The 23372-nt window shown below is 60.5% G+C and carries 18 protein-coding genes and 1 pseudogene; 4 read left to right on the forward strand and 15 right to left on the reverse strand.

Annotated features, from left to right (window positions below; translation table 11 throughout):
- Window positions 1-38 precede the first annotated feature (38 nt).
- Genes ACA054_RS16140 through ACA054_RS16150 form a run of 3 tightly spaced genes read right to left on the reverse strand, consistent with a single transcriptional unit; the run spans window position 39 to window position 2819 of the window.
- The gene (locus tag ACA054_RS16140) at window positions 39-614 is read right to left on the reverse strand and encodes a cysteine hydrolase family protein (protein WP_497685127.1); all 576 of its coding nucleotides are present in this window, start codon (window positions 612-614) and stop codon (window positions 39-41) included.
- 22 nt (window positions 615-636) lie between these two features.
- Window positions 637-1368, reverse strand: coding sequence for an SDR family NAD(P)-dependent oxidoreductase (locus ACA054_RS16145; RefSeq protein WP_497685128.1), 732 nt, complete (start codon window positions 1366-1368; stop codon window positions 637-639).
- Window positions 1365-2819 carry an FAD-dependent oxidoreductase gene (locus tag ACA054_RS16150; protein WP_497685129.1) on the reverse strand — a complete coding sequence of 485 codons (1455 nt, stop codon included), beginning with the start codon at window positions 2817-2819 and terminating at the stop codon, window positions 1365-1367. The genes ACA054_RS16145 and ACA054_RS16150 overlap by 4 nt, the downstream gene beginning before the upstream one ends.
- A gap of 97 nt (window positions 2820-2916) precedes the next feature.
- On the opposite strand from ACA054_RS16150, the gene ACA054_RS16155 reads away from it, so the two are divergent.
- On the forward strand, window positions 2917-3861 hold the full coding sequence (locus ACA054_RS16155; RefSeq protein ID WP_497685130.1) for a LysR family transcriptional regulator: 945 nt from the start codon (window positions 2917-2919) through the stop codon (window positions 3859-3861).
- 944 nt (window positions 3862-4805) lie between these two features.
- Here the strand turns inward: ACA054_RS16155 and ACA054_RS16160 are convergent.
- The 11 genes and pseudogenes from ACA054_RS16160 to ACA054_RS16210 all read right to left on the reverse strand — a co-directional run bounded on the left by ACA054_RS16160 (window position 4806) and on the right by ACA054_RS16210 (window position 19340).
- Window positions 4806-5765 (reverse strand): electron transfer flavoprotein subunit alpha/FixB family protein, encoded by a 960-nt coding sequence (locus ACA054_RS16160; protein ID WP_497685131.1) that lies wholly within the window; start codon window positions 5763-5765, stop codon window positions 4806-4808.
- A complete protein-coding gene (locus ACA054_RS16165; RefSeq protein ID WP_497685132.1) occupies window positions 5762-6550 on the reverse strand; it encodes an electron transfer flavoprotein subunit beta/FixA family protein in 789 nt (262 codons plus the stop codon). Before ACA054_RS16165 ends, ACA054_RS16160 begins: the two co-directional genes overlap by 4 nt.
- A 2-nt stretch (window positions 6551-6552) precedes the next feature.
- Window positions 6553-7932, reverse strand: coding sequence for an FAD-dependent oxidoreductase (locus tag ACA054_RS16170; RefSeq protein ID WP_497685133.1), 1380 nt, complete (start codon window positions 7930-7932; stop codon window positions 6553-6555).
- Complete coding sequence (locus tag ACA054_RS16175; RefSeq protein WP_497685134.1) at window positions 7929-8753, reverse strand: aspartate/glutamate racemase family protein; 825 nt, start codon at window positions 8751-8753, stop codon at window positions 7929-7931. The genes ACA054_RS16170 and ACA054_RS16175 overlap by 4 nt, the downstream gene beginning before the upstream one ends.
- 1138 nt (window positions 8754-9891) lie before the next feature.
- Window positions 9892-12324, reverse strand: a complete 2433-nt coding sequence (locus ACA054_RS16180) for an efflux RND transporter permease subunit (RefSeq protein ID WP_497685135.1) — start codon at window positions 12322-12324, stop codon at window positions 9892-9894.
- Between the two features lie 36 nt (window positions 12325-12360).
- A complete protein-coding gene (locus ACA054_RS16185; protein WP_497685136.1) occupies window positions 12361-13419 on the reverse strand; it encodes a WD40/YVTN/BNR-like repeat-containing protein in 1059 nt (352 codons plus the stop codon).
- A gap of 79 nt (window positions 13420-13498) precedes the next feature.
- Window positions 13499-14860 (reverse strand): DUF1329 domain-containing protein, encoded by a 1362-nt coding sequence (locus ACA054_RS16190; RefSeq protein WP_497685137.1) that lies wholly within the window; start codon window positions 14858-14860, stop codon window positions 13499-13501.
- Window positions 14861-14893: 33 nt separating this feature from the next.
- Window positions 14894-16723, reverse strand: a complete 1830-nt coding sequence (locus tag ACA054_RS16195) for a DUF1302 domain-containing protein (RefSeq protein WP_497685138.1) — start codon at window positions 16721-16723, stop codon at window positions 14894-14896.
- A gap of 68 nt (window positions 16724-16791) precedes the next feature.
- Window positions 16792-17931 carry a thiolase C-terminal domain-containing protein gene (locus tag ACA054_RS16200; protein ID WP_497685139.1) on the reverse strand — a complete coding sequence of 380 codons (1140 nt, stop codon included), beginning with the start codon at window positions 17929-17931 and terminating at the stop codon, window positions 16792-16794.
- Between the two features lie 261 nt (window positions 17932-18192).
- Window positions 18193-18354 (reverse strand): annotated as a pseudogene (locus tag ACA054_RS16205) (addiction module antidote protein); the annotation flags it as partial.
- 29 nt (window positions 18355-18383) lie between these two features.
- Complete coding sequence (locus ACA054_RS16210) at window positions 18384-19340, reverse strand: threonine dehydratase (protein ID WP_497685140.1); 957 nt, start codon at window positions 19338-19340, stop codon at window positions 18384-18386.
- Window positions 19341-19436: 96 nt separating this feature from the next.
- On the opposite strand from ACA054_RS16210, the gene ACA054_RS16215 reads away from it, so the two are divergent.
- On the forward strand, window positions 19437-20273 hold the full coding sequence (locus tag ACA054_RS16215; RefSeq protein ID WP_497690320.1) for a helix-turn-helix transcriptional regulator: 837 nt from the start codon (window positions 19437-19439) through the stop codon (window positions 20271-20273).
- Window positions 20274-20285: 12 nt separating this feature from the next.
- Here the strand turns inward: ACA054_RS16215 and ACA054_RS16220 are convergent, their stop codons facing one another.
- Window positions 20286-20981: a tRNA (adenine(22)-N(1))-methyltransferase gene (locus ACA054_RS16220; protein ID WP_497685141.1), complete on the reverse strand. Its 696-nt coding sequence runs from the start codon at window positions 20979-20981 to the stop codon at window positions 20286-20288.
- Window positions 20982-21182: 201 nt separating this feature from the next.
- Between ACA054_RS16220 and ACA054_RS16225 the strand changes: the two genes are divergently transcribed.
- Both ACA054_RS16225 and ACA054_RS16230 read left to right on the forward strand, forming a co-directional pair.
- Window positions 21183-21482: a hypothetical protein gene (locus ACA054_RS16225; protein WP_497685142.1), complete on the forward strand. Its 300-nt coding sequence runs from the start codon at window positions 21183-21185 to the stop codon at window positions 21480-21482.
- 413 nt (window positions 21483-21895) lie between these two features.
- A complete protein-coding gene (locus ACA054_RS16230; RefSeq protein WP_497690236.1) occupies window positions 21896-23200 on the forward strand; it encodes an IS4 family transposase in 1305 nt (434 codons plus the stop codon).
- The last annotated feature ends 172 nt before the right edge of the window (window positions 23201-23372 follow it).

Genomic DNA, 23372 nt, shown 5'->3' on the forward strand with positions numbered 1-23372 from the left:
GGATCGCCGCTGTGGCGAATCCCGGTGGATTTCATCGATTAGTCGAAAGCGATGGCTGAGTTAACGCTGGTGCAAAAACGCGCGATGCTGGCCATGGAGTTTGCATGCTCTTGTGCCGACGGCGATGCGCAGCAGTCTTCCAGTACCATCACTTCAAAATCACGATCGTGGGCGTCACGTACGGTGGCCTGGACCACCGCTTGAGTACTCACACCGCTGCAGTAGATGCGTTCGATACCTTCGCGACGCAAGAGCACCTCAAGCGAGGTGCCATAGAAGGGTGAAACCCGGTGCTTGACGATGTTCCACTCGTTAGCCAGCGGTGTCAGATCATCATGTACAGCGCCGCCCCAGGCGTCCTTTTTCAAGATGCCATTCCGGGCGATCGGGCCGAACACTTGAGAGTCGGGATTAGCTTCACGATGGTCATCGGAAAACGCGACCCGCACATAAGCCACCGCTATCCCTTTGCTGCGTGCCTTGGCAATGGCCGCTGCCGTGCGCGCGATCACTTCGCGGCTGCGTACCTGCTCGCCCAGCGGGCCTTTGCCACTGGCACCGTCGGGGTGAACCAGATCGTTTTGCATGTCCAGAACCAGATAAATACTTTTCATCATGCTTTTCCCTTGGTTTGAATCAGTCGCACCACAGTGCACCGTTGATATCGAGGATTTCCCCGCTGATAAATCCTGCTTTGTCCGACAGCATGAAGCTGACCGCCGCCGCCACTTCGTCGGCTCGGCCCATGCGCCCCAGTGGGATCAGTGCGCGCAAATTGTCCGGGAAGGAAGTGGTCATTTCAGTGGCGATCGGGCCTGGCGCCACGGCGTTGACCCGAACCCCGGCACTCGCCAGTTCCTTGGCCAGGAACAGGGTCATGGTGTGGACCGCCGACTTGGACATGCCGTAAGCGACGCCACCGGCCCGCATCTGTTCATTCGCATCCAGCCAAGGGCGGGCATTGCCGCCGTTCTTGCCGACCACTGAACCAATGTTGACGATGCTGCCCTGCTTGCGCTCGGCCATCAGTTGACCAATCAACTGGCAAGGAATGAGCGTGCCCTGCACGTTGACCCGCATCACCCGTTCAAACTCCGAGACCTTCAGGTCCAGCGCGCTGCCGGTGGACAGAACACCCGCGACATTGACCAGAGCAGTGATGGGGCCCATCTCTTCTTCGATCTGCTCGACCACATCGCGCACGGCGATGCGCGAAGCCACATCGCAAGAATAAAAGCGCATGTTCAGGCCCAGCAGCCGGGGTTCGGCCAAGTCCAGCGCCGCGACCTGGTAACCTTCACTGCAAAGCTGCTTGCACACTGCACTGCCAATGGCGCCGCCGGCCCCGGTCACGACCGCGACGTTCATTGCGCACCCAGCTGTTGCACCGCGGCCCGCCCCGCCAAGCGACCGAACACCAGGCCTTTGAGCACTGAAGTGCCGCCTGCGTAGTTGCCAAAGTACAAGCCCACCGTTTCACCGGCGGCGTAGAGGTTGCCAATCGGCTGACCGTCGGCGTTGATCACCTGGGCGTGCTCATCCACTTTGAGGCCACCGAAGGTGAATACATTGGCGGAAATAATCGGGTAGGCGAAAAACGGGCCGGCATTCAACGGCAGCGCCCAATTGCTTTTAGGCGGCTGCAGGCCCACGGTGGCTACGCCATCGAGCTGCAACGGCTGGTAATCCCCGGGACGACAGGCTGCGTTATAGCTGCTCACTGTTTCTTGCAAGGTGGTGGGGCAAACACCCAGTGTGGCGGCGAGCTCGGCCAGGGTCGCTCCTTCGATCGCGGCCTGATCGGTGCGGATCGCCAGGCGGTAGTTGGGTACATCCTTGACCTTCTGATCGAGAATGACCCAGGCAATGCCTTCGTCCTGCTGATAGATCTGCCGAGTCACCCGTTCGTACCAGGCATCAACCGTACCCGGTGCTTCGTCAGTGAAGCGCAAGCCCTGTTTGTTGATCAGGATGCCATAAGGAAAAACGAAAATTGATGGCTCGGAAATGCCCGAGCGCGGGTCCACGGGTTCGGCGTGATAGCTGCCGTAATCGCCGCTGGCCGCGGCGCCCACGTCCAGTGCCATCTGGATACCCTCACCACGGTTGTAATAGGCGCCCTTGCACACCGGGCGTAAATACACTGAGCGCGGCCCAAGGTAGCGGCTGAGCATTTCGGTATTGCCTTCAAAGCCACCGCTGGCCAAAACCACGGCACCGCGAAAGACCAGATCGCCCTGCAGACGTGAAAGTGCCCGAATGCCGAGAACCTTCGCATACCCTTCGGTCAATAATTCACGCCCGGCGGTTTCATAGAAAAACTCCGCGCCCAAGGCCTCGGCCTTTGCCGCCAGGGCTTCGACGATGGCCTCGCCGCCGCCGACCGGCAACAACCGCGGCTGGGTGCTGGTCAGGAACTGGGTGGGCAGGAAGTCGAACTTCACGCCGTTGTGCTTCAACCATGCGATGGTGCCTGGAACCTGCTCGGCAAAGGCGCCGATCACACTGGCATCGACGGAACCCAGCGCGCGCGTCTGTGCGGACCAGTCAGCGCGATCAGCGAGGGTTTCGGCGACGAAATCCGGGTCCTGGTAATACCCGGAATGCTCGGCCAGGAACACGTCGAAGTCGTCGGTCACCTCGGTATGGCTCTTCATACGCAGATAGGCTTCGGTGAAGCGGCTCTGCCCTCCCCGCTGTTCACGACTGGCGCGTTCCAGAACCGCCACGCGCAGTCCACGTTCGGCGCCCGCCACTGCCGCCGATAAACCGGCAACACCGCAGCCCACCACAATCAGATCGAAGTTTAATTCAGCCATGGGTAGTTCCTCTCTTGGTGGCTGGTACTATAGAAATCGCTGACCCAGGGTTCGAGCATGACGCGGCTAATGGGCTATTAGAAAAAGGTGAAAACCAATGGACAGACTCTGGGCAATGCAGGTGTTCGTGCGCGTGGTGGAATGTGGCAGTTTCAGCCGCGCCGCCGAGTCGCTGGACATCGCCAATGCCACCGTGACCTCCAGCGTGCGCAAGCTGGAAGACTACCTGGGGGTGACATTGTTATCGCGCAACACCCGCTCGTTGCGCTTGACCGACGACGGCGAAGGTTACTTCGAGCAGTGCAACCAGGTGCTGCGGCAGATCGCCGATATGGAAGCCCAGATTCGTCAGAAGAAAGGCGAGATCAGCGGACAGCTGTGCATAGAGTCGCCAGCGGCGTTCGCGCGTGCCTTGCTGTGTCCGGCGCTACCGGCATTCACTGCGCAGCATCCCGGTTTGTCCGTGGCTTTGCGCCAGACAGACCATGCTGAAGACCTGATCGCCACGGGCACCGACGTGGCCATTCGCATCGACTCGGTCAATGACTCCGACCTGGTCGCCCGACCGCTGTATCAAGCGCACTACGTGGCTTGCGCCGCGCCCGGATTGCTCCAGCGGATCGGTACTCCCGAACAGCCGCAGGATCTGCAGCCCAAGCACTGCCTGGGGATTTTCGGCGCAGGTCGCTACACCGTATCGGACTGGACTTTTGCCTGCGAAGGCGAGCAACACCAACTGACGCCGCGTGGCGACCTGCACTTCAACAGCACTGACGCGCTGATCCAGGCCGCCTTGGCCGAGCAAGGCGTCATCTATGTCCTGGACGTGTTCGTCAATGGGCTGATCCGCAGCGGCGAACTGGTGGAACTGTTTCCCGACTGGAGCACCGGTAGCCGCAGCTTTTACACGGTGACGCCCAAGGCGCGCTTTATCGCACCGCGAACTCGGGCGTTCATCGATTTCATCCTGGCAACCCTGGATGCGCAGCGCCGCCCGGCTTCGGGGGCAAGCATCGCGATAAAGCAAGGACGACGCGGGTAATGCTGTTCACTTAAGCATGGGGTTGAATTTAAGAACTGGATTGGGGGGATATCCGTTGCTGCGGTAACGGCCACTTGGGGTTTCGCCCTTACGGCGAGTCCCTTTTTCAAACGCCGGAGTGCCGGCCCAGCAAAAAGGAACCAAAAGGCTTTGCCCCACCACTCGGTGCCTCGCCTAGGCTCGGCATGCCCTCTCTCCGGCATTGCTCCGTGGGTCGCCGCGATGGGCCATCCTTGGCCCAGCGCGGCTAAACCGGCGTCCTGCCGGTTTACCCACTGCGCAATGCCTGCGTTCGGCCATCGTGGTTTAACGGGGCGCCCAAATCTAAAGCCAAAGCGAGGCGGCCTGACAGCCGACCTGATTTCAAGTGAACACGTTTCCCTGTAGGAGCGATGCTTGCTCGCGATGGACGTCAACGATAACGCGCCCTGTCTGGATGATCGCGTTGTCTAGGCGTTCTTCGCGAGCAAGCATCGCTCCTACAGGGGGACGAGTACAGCTGCAAAAATCAGGTCGGCTGTCAGGCCACCTCGATTTGTTTTGGCTTTTGATTTTTTTGCCCTATATCGAGAGGCCGTGCGCAGGTTCTGCGCAGTGGGCAACCCGGCATGGATGCCGGGTTAGCCGCGCTGGGCCCTGTAGGAGCGAGCATGCTCGCGAAAAACCTGAGAGCACCGCGGGGTGTCAGGCTCCCCGCGTCATCGTTGACCTCCACCGCGAGCAGGCTCGCTCCTACAGGCTCTTCCAAGTGACTCGCTGTAAAAGCGAAACCATAGCTGGCCGTTACCGCAGGAATGGATATACACCCAATCCAAATATGCACCTGCAACCCCCAAGCTAAATGAACAGCATTAGGGACGACGCGGGCACGCTTAGATCCCTCGTCCCCATAAAAAATGCCAGTCACTTGCCTGGACTGGCATGTGTTTTACGGTGCCCCGGGTTTATCGCAACTCATCCAGCAACGCAGGCAGCAGCGTTTCCCAAGGGGCAACGATGCCCAGGCTTGCGACCTTGAAAATATCCGCCTCGGGATCCTGGTTTATGGCCACGATACAGCTGTCCAGGCTGACCCCGGCCAAATGCTGCAGGGTGCCGGAGATACCCACCGCCATATAGATCTGCGGGCTGACGAACTTGCCTGACACACCCACCTGACGCAGCACCGGCACCATACCCGCATCCACGGCAGGCAAACTGCCGCCCAGGGTGCCTCCCAAGCCCAACGCCAATTCCTCAAGCAACGCAAAGCCTTGCTCATTGACCCCTCTTCCACCGGATACCACCAGCCTTGCGCCCTCCAGAGGCGGCAGGCGTTGGCCGCTTTCGCGTTTTTCCAGGGTCAGCGCCCTGGGCAAGTGGCCGTGTAACTCGATCGTGAAAATATCGGCGTCGACTGGCGCATTGAACAGTGCACGTCCTGCCCGCAAACAGGCGAACGCTGGCCCTCTGCTGATCTGCAGGCACAGGCGCATGCGCCCACCCCATGCCGCACGTTCGGCCAGCAACTCATCGCCCGCAAAGCGCAGTGCGACACAACGCCCCAACGCCTGACCATCGAGATCGTCAGCCAACAGTGCGGCAAGCTCTTCACCTTGAGGGCCGGGTGGCAGCAACACCAATGGCACCTCACCGCCCAGCCGGGGAATCGCCCGCAGTGCTTCGCTGACCGCCGCGACCAGAACCTGCGGCTCGTCACACTCACCTAAAGCCGCATGCACGGACTGATACACCTGGCGTGCCCCAGCCCGCGTCGCCCACTCGGCATCCTGCGCACTGGGCTGGCTGCTGATCAGCACCGCGGCAAAATCTTCGCCGGCACTGACCTGTTGCGCCGCACCGAGTGCCGCCTCAAGCGCCTGCGCGCCCCAGGCTTGGGGAATGACCGTTAGCACTCTGCTCATGAATTGACCCCTTGCTCTTTCAACCAGCAGGCCAAGGCTTTGGCCTGCTCTGCGACGTCCCCGCTCAACAGCCGACACTGCCCGAGACGAGGGATCAGCGGCGCGGCTTGTAGCTGTGACAAGGTCATCCCCGCACGCACAGGGGCCGAGGCAGCGACATGGGAAAATGTCATGCGTTTGGCCTGCATGACGTTTTTCATCAGGGGGTGTCGCAGCTTGTTGCGCCGATCATTGGTCACACTCGCCAACAAGGGCTGATCAACCCTGAGCCACTCTTCACAGGTGCCGCGCTCGCGCATCAGCCACAGTTGCTCGCCTTGCCACTGGCCGGACTGGGCCATGGAAAACTGCAATCTGCCCAGCCTGCGTGCCAGCAATACCGCGATGCTGCCTTCGTCCACATCACCCATTTCACGCCCCACCAGCACCAGTTCGTGCCCGCAGTAATCGCGCTGGATCAGCCCGGCAATCTGCGCGGCAGTCTGACGGGCATCCCACAGTTGCAAGGGTTTGAGCTGCAGGCATTGCAATGAGTCGGGACGAAATGCCGCGACGCTACGCAGCAGGTTTTCACTGTTAGGGCCGTCCAGCAGCAACACATCGACCTGCGTTGCAGTGCTCGCGTCACGCAGTTTCAATGCGACTTCCAATGCAGCCTCATCAAATGGGCTGAGCACACGCCGGGGCGATCCTTGCTCATCGATCGTCGCCTGGCTACTTAAACTGATGGGGTGCAACGGGAAGCGGATATCTGCCACTCCCGCCAACAGGACAAGAATCTTCATGTTCAGACCTCGCTCGCATTGCCGGTCCGGGCGCCGGCCAAACGTCCGAATACGGCCGCCTTGCCAAGCGCCGAACCCGTCATATAGGCGGCACCGTGAAAGCCACCGATCATCTCACCCGCCGCCAGCAACCCTTCGATGGGCTCTCCAAACACATCGAGTACGCGCAAACGCGTGTCGACGATCACCCCGCAGTAGGTGCCGAAAACCGCAGCCGTCGATGGGTAGGCATAAAAAGGCGGGCGCTCGATAGTGCGCAATTGGCCGTGATTGTGAACCAGATGCCGGCGGCCGAACGCCGGTGGCTGCCCCTGGCGTACGGCATCGTTGTAAGCGGCAACTTCGCCAAGCAATACGTCTTCAGGTACCTCGATCAGGCGCGCCAGCTGTTCCAGCGTCTGCGCCTCGACGAACAGCCCCTCTTCCAGCCGCCTTGTGAAGTCGAGGATACGCACCTGGTTGTCACCACTGTCCAGAATGTCCCGGTCAAGGATCTGGTAGCCCACGCCGAATGTCTGTTGCATCACCGCATCGCCGAGCAACTTGTAGGACTGCGACTCGTCGACAAATCGCCGACCGTCCTGGTTCACCGCAATGGCGCCTTTGTAGACGGCCAGGCAGGCGTGATGGTTGTGCTCGTCCATCGGGTGTTTGCCAAACGTGCCCTTGATGTATGGCAGGTCACGCACATCCGCGCCCAAGGCCCAGGCCATGCGCAGACCGTCGCCTTCATTGCCTTCGCCACCGATGAATACTGCATTGTCGTATTGCGGGACAAAGCGGTGAATCAACTCACGGTCCTGAACAAAGCCACCGCTGGCCAACAACACGGCACTGCGGGCCATGACTTGCTCCTGCTCACCGTTACGCTCGACACAGGCCCCTACCACCCGGCCACCGTCGTTGCGCAACAAGCGCCGGGCACGGCTGTGCAGCCACACTTCGACCTTGTTGGTTGCGAGCGCGGCCAGTTGCAGTTGACGCACCATGTCGGCCGGGTCCACGTTGTGCACCCGTGGTACCGACTGCCCTGAGGCGGTCTCGATGACATCGGCAAACACAACCCCGTTGTCCTTGAGCCACTGATAGGTCTCCAGTTGGTGGTCTGTGTACAGCTTGACCAGGGATTCGTCGCATTCACCCTTGCCGACATCGACCAGGTCATCAAAGAGCAGTTGCGGCGAATCCTCAATGCCGTGAGAGCGCTGTAGATCGGTGCCGGCGAATGCCAGGCAACCGCCGCTCATAGCCGACGAGCCACCGGTTTGCGCGGTTTTTTCCAGCAGTACCACATGCAAACCCGCTTGGGCTGCCGTCAGGGCTGCGCAAAAACCCGCCAGCCCGCCACCGATGACCAGCAGGTCGCATTCGTAACGATTCATACCTGCTCTCCAGTCTGCAAAAACGAGGCTAAGCCATAAAACTCGAAAATCTCCCGAACCCGGTCAGGCGCTGGTTGAGCCGAAAAATAGCCACGATTACAAGTCTTGGTTCCATTGGCGCGGCGCAAGTCCACCATGGCTTCCGCTTGCTTGACCCATGCGCCGAGCGAATCGAGTACCGGCACACCGTCGACATCGTTGATGCCATGGGTAGCCAGCAACACGTTAAGCGGAGCCTCTCCGGGAATGATCACCTCGGCACCTTGCGCGATCAGGCCGCGTGCCGCACTGCGAAAGCGCTCGATCAGGACACCCGGGTCGGTGAAGGCTGCCAGCACATCGGCAAAGTGGAAGCCGACATGCCGCACCCCGGTCAACCGCCCGGAGAGACCATGGCGCGCAGCATTTTCAGTGATCTGCTCAGCCAGTTCGTTGATAAAGACCAGGACCCCGAAGGTGCGACCCAACATGCACGCGGTCAGCATCGCCGATTCGCCATAGCCCACCACCGGAATATCCAGCAGGCTGCGGGTCTCCCTGAGCGCAGGTTCTGGCAGCGTGCTGATCGCGTAGGCATCGAAGCCCTGATTCTGGGCATTGATACCCGCCGCCATGAACTGAATGCCATGCAAGTACTGAAGCGCCGAATACTTGATGTCATCGCCTGGATAGTGGTTGCGGTACGTGCCAGGGAGCATCCCGTGCATATGGATCTCGGTGCCTGGGCGGGCAACCTTGCGAAAATGTGCGCGCAACGCGTCGTCGTAAGCACCCAGGTCGCTTAGAACAGTGAAACTTTGATGCCAGATACGGATGCTCATAGGTGTCCTCATTCAAGAGCCAGGTCCTGGATGCGCTAGCCTTGCGGCCAGCTCACCGAGCTACCATGGCGGATATTTGATGAGGAATTATTAGCGGTGGGTCGCGGGGCTGAGTAGGCGCTGACGTTGAACGGGCCTTTCAAAAAAACTGCAAGATCGGAAAGTAACGAGGCTCGAATTGGCAGTTTTTCTTACTGCCCGCCCTTCGGGGGTTGTATACAAGCACTGGATAGGGTGCATATCCATTGCTGCGGTAACGGCCGCCTATGGTTTCGCCCTTACGGCGAGTCCCTTTTTCAAACGCCGGAGTGCCGGCCCAGCAAAAAGGAACCAAAAGGCTTTGCCCCACCACTCGGTGCCTCGCTGTGGCTCGGCATGCCCTCTCTCCGGCATTGCTCCGTGGGTCGCCGCGATGGGCCATCCCTGGCCCAGCGCGGCTAAACCGGCGTCCTGCCGGTTTACCCACTGCGCAATGCCTGCGTTCGGCCATCGTGGTTTAACGGGGCGCCCAAATCTAAAGCCAAAGCGAGGCGGCCTGACAACCGACCTGGCTATGGATGCTTGCGCTGTGATCGTTCCCATGCTCTGCGTGGGAATGCATCCCGTGACGCTCCGCGTCACCATTGCGCAGGACTCAAGCCCTGCGTCGTAAGCGGAACGCGGAGCGTCCCCGGCGGCATTCCCACGCAGAGCATGGGAACGATCACATCACGGACAGACCTTCAATCAGGTCGGCTGTCAGGCCGCCTCGCTTTGGCTGTTGCTGTTGCTGTAGCTTTTGATTTTCTTGCCCCATCGAGAGGCCGAGTGGAGGTTTTGCGCAGTGGGTAAACCGGCATGGATGCCGGTTTAGCCGCGCTGGGCCAAGGATGGCCCATCGCGGCGGGCCCTGTAGGAGCGAGCATGCTCCGGGCGGCGTTCCGACGAAAAACCTGAGAGCACCGCGGAGTGTCAGGCTCCCCGCGTCATCGTTGACCTCCATCGCGAGCATGCTCGCTCCTACAGTAAAAGCGAAACCCTAAGTGGCCGTTACCGCAGCAACGGATATACACCCAATCCAAATATGCACCTGCAGCCCCCCAACCTAAAGTCAACAGCATTACGGCAGCGTACCGGGCTTGGTTTCTCGCGACTTCAGCTACGCGCGTCGCAGCAGGAAATGCGACAAAGCAGGAATCAGAACCAACGCCCCTATCATGTTCCAGATGAACATGAAGGTCAGCAGGATGCCCATATCCGCCTGGAACTTGATCGGCGACCAGGCCCAGGTAATGACACCTGCTGCCAGGGTGATGCCCACCAGCGCCACGACCTTGCCGGTGAACGCGACCGAGTTTTTATAAGCCTCGGTCAGCGACAGACCGGCACGTTGTTGGGCCAGCTGGACGCTGAGCAGGTACAGCGCGTAGTCGACGCCAATGCCGACGCCCAGGGCGATCACCGGCAAGGTGGCGACCTTTACGCCCATGCCCAGCCAGACCATCAACGCTTCGCAGAGAATCGAGGTCAGCATCAATGGAACGACCGCCACCACCACGGCGCGCCAGCTGCGGAAGGTGATGAAACACAGCACGATCACCGCGCCATACACGTAAAAGAGCATGGTGCGGTTGGCGTCGCGCACGACGATGTTGGTCGCGGCTTCGATCCCGGCGCTACCCGCGGCGAGCATGAACTGGCGTTCGCCGTTGCTGTGTTCGCGGGCGAACTGATCGGCCATCTTCACCACATGATCGAGGGTTTCAGCCTTGTGGTCCGAGAGGTACGCGATCACCGGCATCATCGAGCAATCGTTGTCGAACAGTTCAGGGTTGTTCACCGAGGCCTGTTGCGCGCCGTAGTTCAGTACGTTCTGGTTGCGCGCGATGGTCAGCATTTTCGGGTTGCCTTCATAGGAACCCGCCGTGATCTGTCGCACCGCATTGACCAGCGATACGGTGGTCTGCACGCCTGGTTGCTGCTGCAGCAACCAGCCCAGGCGGTCCGCTTCGACCAGGGTTTCGTACTTCAGGCAGCCTTCGCTGGCGGTCTTGACCATCACCGCGAACTGGTCGCTGGACAGTGAGTAGTTGTCGGTGATGTAGGCGTTGTCGCGGTTGTAGCGCGAATCCGCACGTAGCTCAGGCGCACCCGGATCGAGGTCACCGATCTTCAAGTGCGTGCTGACCACAAAACCACCCACCGCCATCAACCCCGCAACCACCACCGCCACCGTCGCCCAGCGGCGCTCGGTAAAACGGTCGAGCAGGTTCCACAGACTGCCGAGCCCTTTGCCTTTGAGCTCGTTGTTTTCCTGGCGCAAGCTGCGCGCCGCCGCTTTCGGACTGACACCCCAATAGGACAGCAGCACCGGCAACAGCACCAGGTTGGTGAAGATCAGCACCGCCACGCCAATGCTCGCGGTAACGGCCAGATCCTGGATGACTGGAATGTCGATCAGCATCAACACCGCAAAGCCCACGGCATCGGCCAACAGCGCGGTCAGCCCGGCGAGGAACAACCGGCGGAAGGTATAACGCGCGGCGATCAACTGATGGGTGCCGCGTCCGACGTCCTGCATGATCCCGTTCATTTTCTGCGCGCCGTGGGACACACCGATGGCGAACACCAGGAACGGCACCAGAATCGAAAACGGGTCGAGCGCGTAGCCGAACAAAGTGATCAGGCCCAGCTGCCAGACCACGGCCACCACCGAGCACAGAATCACCAGCGCGGTGCTGCGCACGCAACGGGTGAAGGCATAGATGATCGCGGTGGCGATCAGCGCCGCTGCGCCAAAGTACATCATGATCAGCATCAGGCCATCGATCAGGTCGCCCACCAGTTTGGCGAATCCGATCACGCGGATCTTGATCGGGCCCTTGCCCTCTTCACCCGCCTTGTGAATCGCGCCGCTGCCGGCAAACTCGAACTTGTCACGCAGTTGTTCTTCGAGCATCCGCGAAAAACGGTGATAGTCGATGGCGGCGCCCGTGACCGGGTCCTTCTCCAGCAGCGGCACCACAATCATGGTGGATTTGAAGTTGTTGCCAACCAGACTGCCGATGATGCCGGAGCGGGCAATGTTCAAGCGCAGCTGCTCGACGCCACTGCCCGAGCCGTCGTAGGAGTCCGGCATGACCGGGCCGCCACGGAAGCCCTCCTCCGTGACCTCAGTCCAGCGCACGGCGGGGGTCCACAACGACTTCATCCAGGCCCGGTCCACACCCGGCGTGAGGAACAACGTGTCATTGACCTGCTTGAGCACCTCCAGGTATTTCGGGTCATAGATGTCGCCATCGGTGTTTTCCACCACCACCCGAACCGTATTGCCCAATCCGCGTAGCGATTGGCGATTCTCAAGATAGTTTTTGATGTACGGCTGGCTCTGCGGAATCATCTTTTCGAAGCTTGCGTTGAGCGTCAGCCGAGTGGCCGCGAAATAGCTCAGCAATATCGTCACGATCAGGCAGGTCAGCACCACCAGCAGGCGGTTATTGAAGATCAGGCGTTCAAGAAAATTGCCGGAGCGCGCATCGAAGCCCTTGAGCTCCCGGATCACCGGCATCGTATCGAGGTTGTAGTTACCCATGACGTGGCTCGTCTCTTTTTATTCTGTGAAGTGGGCTCATTCGACAGGCAACTGGCGCAAGCCCTGTGCACCCGCGATCACCACGGAACCTGACCCGACGGCCTGCGCCGCAGCGGCAGGTCCCAAGCGCTCTTGTGGCTTTTGCGTGAAACTTGCGCCTTCATCAGTGCTGACAAGGACATGTCCGGCCTGGCTGACCAGAATGATTCGGCCATCGGCCGTGACCGTGCTTGCGGTGATGCTCGAGGACAGGCCCAGTTCAACCTTGGCCCAGTTCGCACCGTGATCGGCGCTGCGATACACATTGCCCCGCAGGCCATAAATGAGCACGGCGCCCGGCGTGCCGGTGATGCCGAAATAGCTGCCGCTGTAGGGAGTAGGCACATTGACGAAACGCTGGGTTGCCGGGTCCAGTTTCAGCACCAGGCCTTGCTCGCCGACAATCAACAAGTCGTCGCCGATTGCACGCATTGCATAGAAGTTCAGGGCGCCCGGGTTGTCGGTACGCTCCATCAACGGAACCCAGGTCTGGCCGCCATCGTCGGTGCGAAAAATCAGGTTGAATGCGCCGACGACGTAGCCGGTTTTCTCATCAGCGAACCACACGTCCAGAAAGGGCTTGTCCGCCCCGTCGTCGATCATTCGCTGGGCTTCGGCTAATAAGGCGTCATCCGGCGCCTCTTGCCGCTGATAGTGTTCGAGCATGATCTGCCCGACCTGACGGCCATCGAGCTGACGTTTCCAGGTTTCGCCATTGTCATCGCTGTGCAGCACGACGCCGTCATGCCCGACGGCCCAGCCCTGCTTTGGGCTCGGGAACTGCACGGCTACAAGATCGGAGCTCACCGGCACTTCTGCCTGGCGCCAGCGGACGCCGCTGTCATCGGAATAAAAAATATGCCCGCGCTGGCCCACGGCGACCAGGCGTTTACCGGCACTGGTCAACCCGGTAAACATTGCGTTAATGGCTTTTTCACTCTGAAGCGCCGGACTCGACAGCGTGTCGACAAAATCCGCGGCGACCACGGCCCTGGTAAAGGGCACGGCCAAGGCCACGGCTAGCGCAGTGAGCGTTATCCATCTAAATGTATTCATGAGGTTTTACTCGGCAAAAAAGGCCGCCGAACAGTGCAAGACGCACTGCCGGCGACCAAAAAACACCTGCGTTTATGGCTTAGCGAATACCCGTGCCGGCCAGTGACTCAGGTGCCCACTGCGCTTTCGAAAGCGGGTCGATGTACTTGATGCCGCCGTACGGGCCGTAGATGCCGGTGATGTTGTAGCTGCCCGAGACAAAGTCATAAATCATGTGGTTGTCGCTATTCGGTGCCTGCACGTCATAGCTGTAGGCCAAGTGTGCAAAGGAGCCGCGGTACAGCTTGCCGCTGGCGTCGTATTCATCCGAAGCCAGGGCGATCCAGCTGTCTTCGTCGAGGTAGAAGGTGCGCTTGCTGTAGATGTGGCGTTTGCCCGGTTTCAGCGTTGCCTCGACTACCCACACACGGTGCAACTCCCAGCGCACCAAGTCCGGATTGACGTGATGCGCCGTGGTGATATCCGCCGCTTCCTTGTGATAGTTCAGCTTGTAGGTGTTGTAAGGAACGATCATTTCCTTCTTGCCGACCAGCTTGAAGTCGTAGCGATCCATTGCGCCGTTGAACACCCAGGCATCGTCGTAGGTCGAGGCACCGGCCGAACCAGGGTTTGGCGTGTCGTAGGCGATGTCCGGCGCAAGTTTCACGCGGCGCTGACCTGGCAGGTATTGCCAGCCACGACGCTCCATTTTCAGCGGATTGACGGCATCCTGCACCAGGATGGCCTCACCCGCGCGGCGGGCCGGGGCCTGGTAGTAGAGTTTGGTCTTGAAGAACAGGTCGCTCTCTTTGGCCGCGTCGGTACGTTTCGGATCGTAGAGCGGGTATTCCAGATAGGCGTTACCGGTCGTGGCCAGAATCGCCCTGCCGGAGCCGTCGACGTTCCAGGAGTCGTATTTGAAGTTGGTGGCGTAACCCTGATAGCGCAGCAGGTGGTTCCACATGGCCTCATAGCCATCTTTGGGGATCGGGAACGGAATGCCCGGCAGCGCGTTTTCCAGTGCGACACCGCTCTCCAGGGTTTTGGTGCCGACGGCGTTTTTCGCGGTGTTATCCAGCAATCGCTGCGGCAGCGCGACGCTACGATGGGTCGGGAAGACATCGACCCGGAACGTCGGGTAACGCTTGAGCAATTCCTGGGTGCTGGCGGTCAGTTTACCGGCGTACTGAGCGATGTTTTTGCCATCGATAACGGCACGCGGCTTGTCGGCCTCGAAAGGGTCCGGGCGAAACGAGCTGCCCGACTGGTAGCTGGCGGGCGGTGTGGTGATGCCGCCGGTGTAGGCCGGAATGGTGCTGTCGGCATTGCCGGCCTTTTCCGCGCCAACGGCGGTCAGGCTGGTCCCCAGTTTTGCAGCTTCGTCCGGAGAAACTGCCGCGTGAGACGCGCCTGCGATGGTAACGGTCAAGGCAGTGAACAATAGAGAATTTACGAACTTCATGGAGTGACTCCTGCTATCAAGCAAAGACTTCGATCAAATGGTCGTTTTGAACGTCAACGTGACCATGCCCCGATCCTTGAGCTGAGGCTGAGTACCGCCAAAGGCAGTGGTCTGCCCCGGTACGCAGTTGTACTGCCCGTTGGCACCTGGTGCGGCGCCCTGGCCCTGTGCGCCCGCACCGCCTGCTGAGTCGCAGGTGTCGAACGGACCAAAGTTGTCTACGTATTTCAGGTCAAAGCGATACTGGTTGTGGACGTCCATGCCGACCCCCACCGAGTAACTGCCGGAGTCTTCATTACCGCCTAACTGGATGGCGGAATTGCCGTTGAGGCCAACGTTGTAGGTCATCGGCATGAACATATCGATGCCGGGGAACACCTGATACCAGGTCGGGTTGAAGTTGACGCCGACGATGTAGTTGTCCTTGGTGACCTTGTCGACACCGCGATACCAGTCTTCGCCCTTGAACAGTTGTTTGTTGTCGGTGACGTCCAGCCAGCGGCTGTAGGCGAGCTCAACCAGCAAGGACGAGCTGTCCCAGACCGGTGTGTCGCCAAAAGTGGTCAGGCCGTTGAGCACCGCATGCACGGTATTGCCTCGGGCTACGCCGTTTTCACCGTCAAAGCTGCTGATGAACCCTGGCAGACCGGCAGCCCCGGCGGCTGGGTTGACGGTTGCCGCGACGCTGGCCAACGGCATGTTGTGGCGATAGTTCAAGTCGAATCCGACGCTGACGCCACCGAGGCTTTTCGACAGGCTGATGCCATAGATATCGATGTCATCGACGTAGAACTGGTTGTAGCCGCCGATGTTGCCGGAGATCAGTTGCGCAGGACCTACAGCGGTTGGCTGCAGGGCCAGGTTCGGCAAAATGTCGGAGGTTTTGCGGTAGTAGACACCCAGGGTGCCTTGCAGCCAGTCCGGGCTCCACTTGGCCATCAAACCGAAGTCGCCGCGCTTGTCCGGCTTGTAGGTGTGGCCGTTGTTGAGCCGCAGAAATTGATTGGCACCCAATGGGCCGGGCGTACCAAAGCGCGGGTTCTGTGCGCCGATCAGGGACAGGTTGTGCCCACCACTCTGGATGCCGTCGTTGAAACCCAGGTAGGTGCCCGATTCCGGCAGCCGTGCGGCGTCCCAATCCAGAAAGTACTGCGCACCAAGGGTCAGTTCCGGGTTGAGGGTGAAGCTCGCGGACAACTGATTGCGCGGGATGAACAACTCTTTGGCTTCGGTTCCGGGTACCGCCAGCGCCTTGGACAGATCGAGCCCTGACTGCCCGTAACTGTTGCCGTGAGCAAACGCCAGAAGGCTCTCGCCCCAGTAAAGGGTGTGTTTGCCTGCCTTGCCGCTGAGCAGGGACTCTTCGCCTACTTCCATGCTGCCAAAGACGAAGGCATCAAGGATTTCGGAGGAAGGACCGTTGTAATAACGATCGGCGTAACCGCTCTGGTGCCGGGAGTCCGGTACACCGTGATTGAGCTGGTTGGTCGACGCATTGTCGCTGCCGACATCATCGTAGGCATGGTCGTACCAGGTATTGGCACTGACGCGAAAACCCGCCTTCTGTTTGTAAGTCACGTCCAGTTCGGACAGCACATCCATACGCTGGGACACGGGACTGCCAGAGGAGAAGTTGCGATTGCCGTCGTTGTTGTTCCACGAATTGGCCAACTTGCTGTTGGCTGATTCCACCCGCTGCGCGTAGTTGAGCTTCACCGTGTTGTCGAAGCGAACCGCCAGGTCTTCGTTCCCTGTGTCGATTTCCAGTGCGTGTGCCGGTGTAATGCCCAGACCCGCCAGGATGGCTGAAGTCAGCAACCCCTTGCGGAGGTTTGCATGGCAGATCTTATTATTTTTGTTCATCTAACTTGCCACCTGCTCTTTGGTTTACGAAAAACTTGGGTTGAATTCACAGCTCGCGACACCTGCGATCAAGTGCGCTGCAAAAGCGTGACCGACACGGATCGACCCAGTGCGGCACTGTGCTGGAGTGCCGTGCGGGCACCTGCGATTTGCCTGCCCTTGGCCGTGCCACGCAGTTGCCACACCAGCTCGACCAATTGCGCCAAACCGGTGGCACCCGGGGCGTGACCACGTCCCAGCAGACCACCCGACGGGTTCACTGCATTCATCTGTCCTTTGAGGCGATGTCCTTGCTGCACAAAACGGTCGATCTCTTCCTCTGGGCAAAAGCCCAGCGCCGCGCTGTTGACCATGAAGTCACCAACGCTTTGGTCGTGCAGCTCCACCACATCGATGTCTTCCGGTCCCAGGCCAGCCTGCTGATAGGCGTGTTGCGCCACGCGCCGGGTGGTCGCCCGTCCCAGCACATCAAGCACGCAGCCCGATTCCTGTTCCGACGTGCAGTCGCTGCCCCTGGCACTCGCCAGAACGCTTACGTCAGCGCGAGCACCAAAACGCAATGCGAAGGTCGGGGAACAGATCAATCCTGCCGCCGCACCACAGGCCGGCGGGCAAAGGTACGGAGGGAGCCAGCCATCACGATCAGGAGCCCGGTGCAATAACGCGTTGGGATTGATCGCGGCTTGAGCCCGCGCCCGACCGAGCACGTCCTCGAATCGACGTTCGGCGATGCCCATACGGGTCAATAGCCAACTGGTTTGAGCCGCAAAAAGCACAGCCGGATGCTGTCGACGCTCGAGCAATGAGTCCCTGAACTGCCCATGAACCGGATCCTTCAATCCAAAAAACTCACGATTGGAAATCCGTGCGCGCATGCACTCGACACCCACCACCAATACACACTCGGCTTCACCGCAAAGCACACTGTGGCGAGCCAGCTGAAAGGCACTGCTGGCCGACGCACATCCATCGCTTAGGCTGTAAATCGGCACGCCCGAATAGCCGATCCCGGACAGCATCCGGTCTGCGATACTGGCGTCACCCTGCACACACGAGGTAAAGACCTGATCGACCAGGTCATAGTCGATTCGTGCATCCTCCAGCGTCGAGCGAATGGCCTGCCCCGCCAGTGAACCGTGATTGTCACAGCCACCCAGCGGCCGAAATGGCGCCATACCCACGCCGGCGATCAGCACTCTTTCAGTCATAAATCCTGCTCCCGCCAGCCGATACGCAACGACCCGTTTGTTGGGTCCAGACTATTGCGCAGCCGATTAGCCACCCCCCCAGCGTCGGGGGGGGCCAGGAATCAGGTGAAACAGGGCAAAGGGTTATCCGAATGGAGTTTCAAGGATCGGGCGCGGAGAATCGCCAAGGATGCGCTCCGCACGGGACTCCGTTCGCCGCGACGGTGATGCTGTCACGACGAGCCGGGGTCGCGAGGGAGACCAGCGGTGTGGTCGGGGGGGTTACAGCGGGGATACGTGCGGTCGAGTGGTCATGTCGATGCCCAGGGCTCGCATAACGACCAACATGGTTTTAAGCGTGGGATTCCCTTCTTCGCTGAATGAGCGATAAAGCTGCTCACGGGAAAGGCCTGTTTCGCGTGCCAGCTCAGTCAACGCCCTGGCCTACCGGCGACACGTCACCCAACAAACCGTCACCCAATCACTCGCGCATACACCGATCTGTCGATATTTCCCCCGGACAGAATCACACCCACCCTTTTGCCCCGCATTGTTTCACGCTCCTGAATGAGCGCTGCCAGGGCTGCCGCGCCGGCCCCTTCAGCGAGATTGTGGGTATCGGTGTAATACACGCACATGGCCTCGGCAATCTGCGCCTCACTGACCGACACAATCCGCGCCGCACCTGCCGCGTAGATGGCAAAGGCTTCAGCAATGGGCTTGCGCACGGCAAGTCCATCGGCAAAGGTATCGGCCGAGGCGGTTTCACGTAGGGCGCCAGCGTCAAACGATAACTTCGCTGCCGCCGCCTCAGTGGAAACCACGCCCACTACCCGGGTTTTCAGACCCAACGCGTCGCGGGCGGCGATGACCGCGCAGATCCCCGAGCCACAGCCAATCGGCACATAGACGGTATCCAGGTCCGGCGCGGCATTGAACAGCTCGAGCGCATAGGTGGCCACGCCTTTGACCAACTCAGTGTGGAACGGCGGCACCAGGTAGAGGCCATGGGCGTGCGCCAGGCGTGCGGCCTCTTCACGGGCCTCATCGAAGTCGCGGCCATGCTCGACCACATCGCCGCCAAAGCCGCGCATGGCATTGTTCTTTTCCAGCGAATTTCCTTGCGGCACGACAATCAGCGACTTCAAACCCAGCGCGCTTGCCGCCAACGCCAGGCTCTGACCATGGTTGCCGCGGGTAGCGGTGACAATGCCCCGCGCGTCCGGGTGCATGCGCTTGAGCCAGTGCATGAAGGTAATGCCGCCACGCACCTTGAATGCACCCGTAGGCGTGTGGTTTTCGTGCTTGACCCACACCGTGCAACCCAGCCGCTCGGCCAGCAAGGGCCAAGGGTACTGCGCGGTGGCAGGCATCACCTGGTAAACGAGGCGTGCAGCGTGTTCGATATCGTCGCGAGTCAGTGTGTACATGAGTTTGCTCCCTGAGGTGTTGCCCAGTCTAGGCACGGGCGCCACCGGCCGGCTTTCAGAAAACTGACCTGACTTTTGGGCTCCCACTTCACTACTATGGTGTTCATGAATCCTCATAACCGCCTGCAACCGCCATTCCCGCCTGAACCGGTGCGCCTTGTCGAGGCCGGGCCATGGGCGATCGAACTGCTACCCGGCTGCGCCTACGCGACCCGATATGTAGCGAGCCAGGCGGCGATTGGCTTTGCCTTCGACAGCCAGCACGGCCTGCACGCCATCGGCAGCGATCGGGTGCAGCCCTTCGTTGCCGTGCCTAACGGCCTGGCGTTCGTCCCCGCGGGGTGTGACGTGTTGTCCGAATCGCCCAAGGGCGGTGAATACCTGCGGGTGATGCGCACCGACGGGTTGGCGCTGCCGGGGGATCGTGCTTTCAACAATCGCATCGATGCGCAAGCGACCGCCCTCGCCCTGCGAATGCGTGGCGCGCTGTTGCAGGACAGGCTCTTGCTGGACAAAGTGACGGACGATTGGGAGGCCTGGGCACTCGCATTGGCTGAACGAGCCCAAGGTAACGAAGCGTTGTCGGCACCGCTGCATGGCTCGATAACCGCCAGCCGGATGCGCTTGCTCGATGAGTTTATCGACGCCGGCCTCGACGGCCCGCTGGGTGTGCAGGCGATGGCGCAGTTGCTCGGATTGTCCGAAGGCTATTTCATGCGCGCATTCAAGCACACGACGGGCAAAAGCCCGCACAGTTACCTGATCGACCGCCGCCTCGCCAAGGCGCGTGCCCTGATGCGCGATTCGACAGCGAGGCTGGCGGAGATCGCCCACGCCTGTGGTTTTAACTCCCAGGCGCACATGACGACCGTGTTCAAGCAGCGCCTTGGCGTGAGTCCAGCGCAGTTGCGTGATTGTTCGAGGTTCTGGTAGTGCCAGGCCCCGTTAAGTCAGCAGCTCGGTGATCCACCGGGCCTGTCGGGCGATGTCCTGCACCTTATCCTCGGGCACGGCCTGCCGCGCCTGGGAGAAATGGCTCAGGGTCTTGTGCTTCACGCGCAGCATTCGCTGCCACTTGGCCAGGAACGCCGGGCTGCGGGCCTGCATCTGCAGTGGGCCGAAGTACAACTCCTGGGCGGTATACACCACCGGCCCGGCGCGTTCGGCGACGATGATTTCGTAATCGAAGCGATTTTCCCGCAGCAGTTCCTCGCAGAGGATGCGGTAGCCATTTTCCATCAGCCATTGGCGCAGTGGCTGTTCGCCGCCGTTGGGCTGCAGGATCAGGCGCTCATACGCGCTCAGGCGTGCCTTGCCGCTGTCGAGGATATCGCGGATCGTCTCGCCGCCCATGCCGCAGAGGCTGATCGCCGTGATCCCGTCTCCCGGCTCGATCGCCGCCAGGCCATTGGCCAGGCGTACCGTGATCCGCAGGTCCTGGCCGCTCTCGCGCACGGTGCGTTCGGCCGCGCGGAACGGCGTCAACGCCACCTCGCCGGCCACCGCCGCCGTAATGACGCCACGGCGCATCAGCGCCACCGGCAGATAGCCGTGATCCGAGCCGATATCGGCCAGGCGCGCACCGGCTGGCACATGCGCCGCCACGCGCTCCAGGCGCATGGACAATGTCTGTTCGTTCAACTGCAGCCCCTTTTGACCCCGAACATGCGGCACCTTTGGCCCAATCGGGGGGGCGATTCTGTCGAGTAACGCGCTGCATTTCAAATTTATGCGACAAGGGTGCCATGACTGTTGATCGGCCGCACGCTCACCAGGGCCCAGGCCGTCTAGACTGAACAGGCATGACACCGGTTGCCAGCCGCTTGAGCCAGGGGAAACGCGATGACCGCGATTACAGTGCGCCAATGCTCGTCATGGGTCCTGCCCTCTCTTATCGCCATCAACCTGGTGCTGACAGGGGGATGTTCGGGCAAGTCCGCCACGGCTCGCTACTCAGCCTCGAACATGGGCTCAAGCTGCTATGCCAAAGCGCTGCCCAGCGCCGGCGAGGGCGGCCTCGCCTTTGGCTCCACCTTGAGCATCGCGCGGCAGAAGTCCCTGAACAACTGCATCCGCTATGCTGGCCGCTCGGGTGGCACGCCCAGTACCTGCCAGGTGGTTTTGTCGGAGTGCAAGCATTGATCGGACGGCAGCGAGGTGAGTCAGGTTTCCCGCGTCATCGTTGACGTCCATCGCGAGCAAGCATCGCTCCTACAGGGGGCGCGTTCACGTGAGATCAGGTCGGCCGGTCGGCCGCCTCGCTTTGGCTTTGGTTTTTGATTTTCTTGCCCCCTCACGCCCTGAGCCTGTCCGTCAACCTGTGACGACCGCCATCGGCGCCTCTACCAAAGTTGATCCATGCCGCGTCGAAGCCTCTGGGAGATTGTTGTCGGAGTACATATCCATTGCTGCGGTAACGACCACTTAGGGTTTCGCCCTTACGGCCACCCCTTTCAAGGTCTTTGTTAAAATCCTCCAAAAACTCCGGTCAGGAAGACGAGACGATGTGGGCAGAGGTTTTAGCGCGGTTCGAGAAAAAAACACCGGCCAGTGTCATGGCCAAATTGGTGTTGGAGCAGGCCATTCCAGCTGAGTGGGTCGATCAGGTGTTCGAAGAACACCGTCAACGGCAGTACCCGCGCGAGCTTTTGTTTTCGACCATCGTTGAGCTGATGTCCCTTGTTTCACTGGGGTTGCGCCCTTCGCTGCATGCCGCCGCACGGCAGATGGATGATCTGCCCGTCAGCTTGGCGGCGCTTTACGACAAGGTCAGCCGCACAGAGCCCGCGCTGCTGCGCGCCTTGGTGAGCGGCAGTGCGCAGCGCCTGACGCCGACGATTGAGGAGTTGGGCTGTTCTGCCATTTTGCCCGGCTGGCAACTGCGGGTCGTTGACGGTAACCACCTGCCTGCCAGTGAAAAACGTCTGGATGCTTTGCGCCGTGAACGAGGTGCCGCGCGGCCTGGTTTTTCGGTCGTGGTTTACGACCCTGATCTGGACCAGGTCGTCGACCTCCAGCCCTGTGAAGATGCTTATGCCAGTGAGCGTGTCGGTGTGCTGCCGTTGCTGGAAAACGCCCGTGCCGGCCAGTTGTGGATGGCCGATCGACTCTACTGCACGCTCCCGGTCATGGAGGCCTGTGAAGACGCCGGGGCTGCCTTCATTGTTCGTGAGCCGAGTAAACATCCGCGCCTGTTTCAGGAAGGCGACTGGCAGGAACCTGTCGCGGTCGCGACCGGAAGCGTGCGTGAGCAAATCATCGAAGTGAAAGGTGGACGTCAGTGGCGGCGTGTCGAGCTGAATCTGCAAAAAGCTACCGAATCAGGCGACACCACGTTGTTGTTCTGGAGCAACTTGCCCGAGACCATCAGCGCTGAGCAAATCGCCGATTTGTACCGTCGTCGCTGGAGTATCGAAGGGATGTTCCAGCGCCTGGAGTCGGTGCTGGACAGTGAACTCGGAACCTTGGGCAACCCCAAGGCGGCCCTGCTCGGGTTTGCTTCGGCGGTGTTGGCCTACAACGTGTTGTCAGTGCTTAAGCGCAGCGTTGAGCAGGCTCATCGCCAAACGCAGCCAGAGGGATGGGAGGCTTCGATCTTCCACCTGACCGTGCAAGTGCGTAGCGGTTATGAGGGCATGCAGATCGCGTTGCCTGCAGATTACTTATCACTTCAATCGAGCTCAGAAACTACGGCACAGCGCCTGTTGGCGCTGGCCAGGAATATCAAGCCCAAACAGGTCGCCAAAAGCACACGCGGGCCCAAGGTGCCCAAGCCCAAGGAGTGGCTTGAAGGTAAGGCAGTGCATGCCCATGTGTCGACGGATCGGGTGCTCAAGGCCGCAAAAGTCAAAAGACCTTGAAAGGGATGGCCCTTACGGCGACTCACTTTTCCAAACGCCGGAATGCCGGCCCAGCGAAAAGTAAGCAAAAGGCTCTTGCCCCACCACTCGGTGCCTCGCTGTGGCTCGGCATGCCCTCACTCCGGCATTGCTCCGTGGGTCGCCGCGATGGGCCATCCCTGGCCCAGCGCGG

The sequence above is a fragment of the Pseudomonas sp. LBUM1653 genome (genome assembly GCF_059716115.1).

Bases quoted from the DNA above. Each gene is read 5' to 3' on its own strand.
- ACA054_RS16140 (WP_497685127.1), bottom strand. From the start codon at position 614: ATGAAAAGTATTTATCTGGTTCTGGACATGCAAAACGATCTGGTTCAC.
- ACA054_RS16145 (WP_497685128.1), bottom strand. From the start codon at position 1,368: ATGAACGTCGCGGTCGTGACCGGGGCCGGCGGCGCCATTGGCAGTGCA.
- ACA054_RS16150 (WP_497685129.1), bottom strand. From the start codon at position 2,819: ATGGCTGAATTAAACTTCGATCTGATTGTGGTGGGCTGCGGTGTTGCC.
- ACA054_RS16155 (WP_497685130.1), top strand. From the start codon at position 2,917: ATGGACAGACTCTGGGCAATGCAGGTGTTCGTGCGCGTGGTGGAATGT.
- ACA054_RS16160 (WP_497685131.1), bottom strand. From the start codon at position 5,765: ATGAGCAGAGTGCTAACGGTCATTCCCCAAGCCTGGGGCGCGCAGGCG.
- ACA054_RS16165 (WP_497685132.1), bottom strand. From the start codon at position 6,550: ATGAAGATTCTTGTCCTGTTGGCGGGAGTGGCAGATATCCGCTTCCCG.
- ACA054_RS16170 (WP_497685133.1), bottom strand. From the start codon at position 7,932: ATGAATCGTTACGAATGCGACCTGCTGGTCATCGGTGGCGGGCTGGCG.
- ACA054_RS16175 (WP_497685134.1), bottom strand. From the start codon at position 8,753: ATGAGCATCCGTATCTGGCATCAAAGTTTCACTGTTCTAAGCGACCTG.
- ACA054_RS16180 (WP_497685135.1), bottom strand. From the start codon at position 12,324: ATGGGTAACTACAACCTCGATACGATGCCGGTGATCCGGGAGCTCAAG.
- ACA054_RS16185 (WP_497685136.1), bottom strand. From the start codon at position 13,419: ATGAATACATTTAGATGGATAACGCTCACTGCGCTAGCCGTGGCCTTG.
- ACA054_RS16190 (WP_497685137.1), bottom strand. From the start codon at position 14,860: ATGAAGTTCGTAAATTCTCTATTGTTCACTGCCTTGACCGTTACCATC.
- ACA054_RS16195 (WP_497685138.1), bottom strand. From the start codon at position 16,723: ATGAACAAAAATAATAAGATCTGCCATGCAAACCTCCGCAAGGGGTTG.
- ACA054_RS16200 (WP_497685139.1), bottom strand. From the start codon at position 17,931: ATGACTGAAAGAGTGCTGATCGCCGGCGTGGGTATGGCGCCATTTCGG.
- ACA054_RS16210 (WP_497685140.1), bottom strand. From the start codon at position 19,340: ATGTACACACTGACTCGCGACGATATCGAACACGCTGCACGCCTCGTT.
- ACA054_RS16215 (WP_497690320.1), top strand. From the start codon at position 19,437: ATGGTGTTCATGAATCCTCATAACCGCCTGCAACCGCCATTCCCGCCT.
- ACA054_RS16225 (WP_497685142.1), top strand. From the start codon at position 21,183: ATGACCGCGATTACAGTGCGCCAATGCTCGTCATGGGTCCTGCCCTCT.
- ACA054_RS16230 (WP_497690236.1), top strand. From the start codon at position 21,896: ATGGCCAAATTGGTGTTGGAGCAGGCCATTCCAGCTGAGTGGGTCGAT.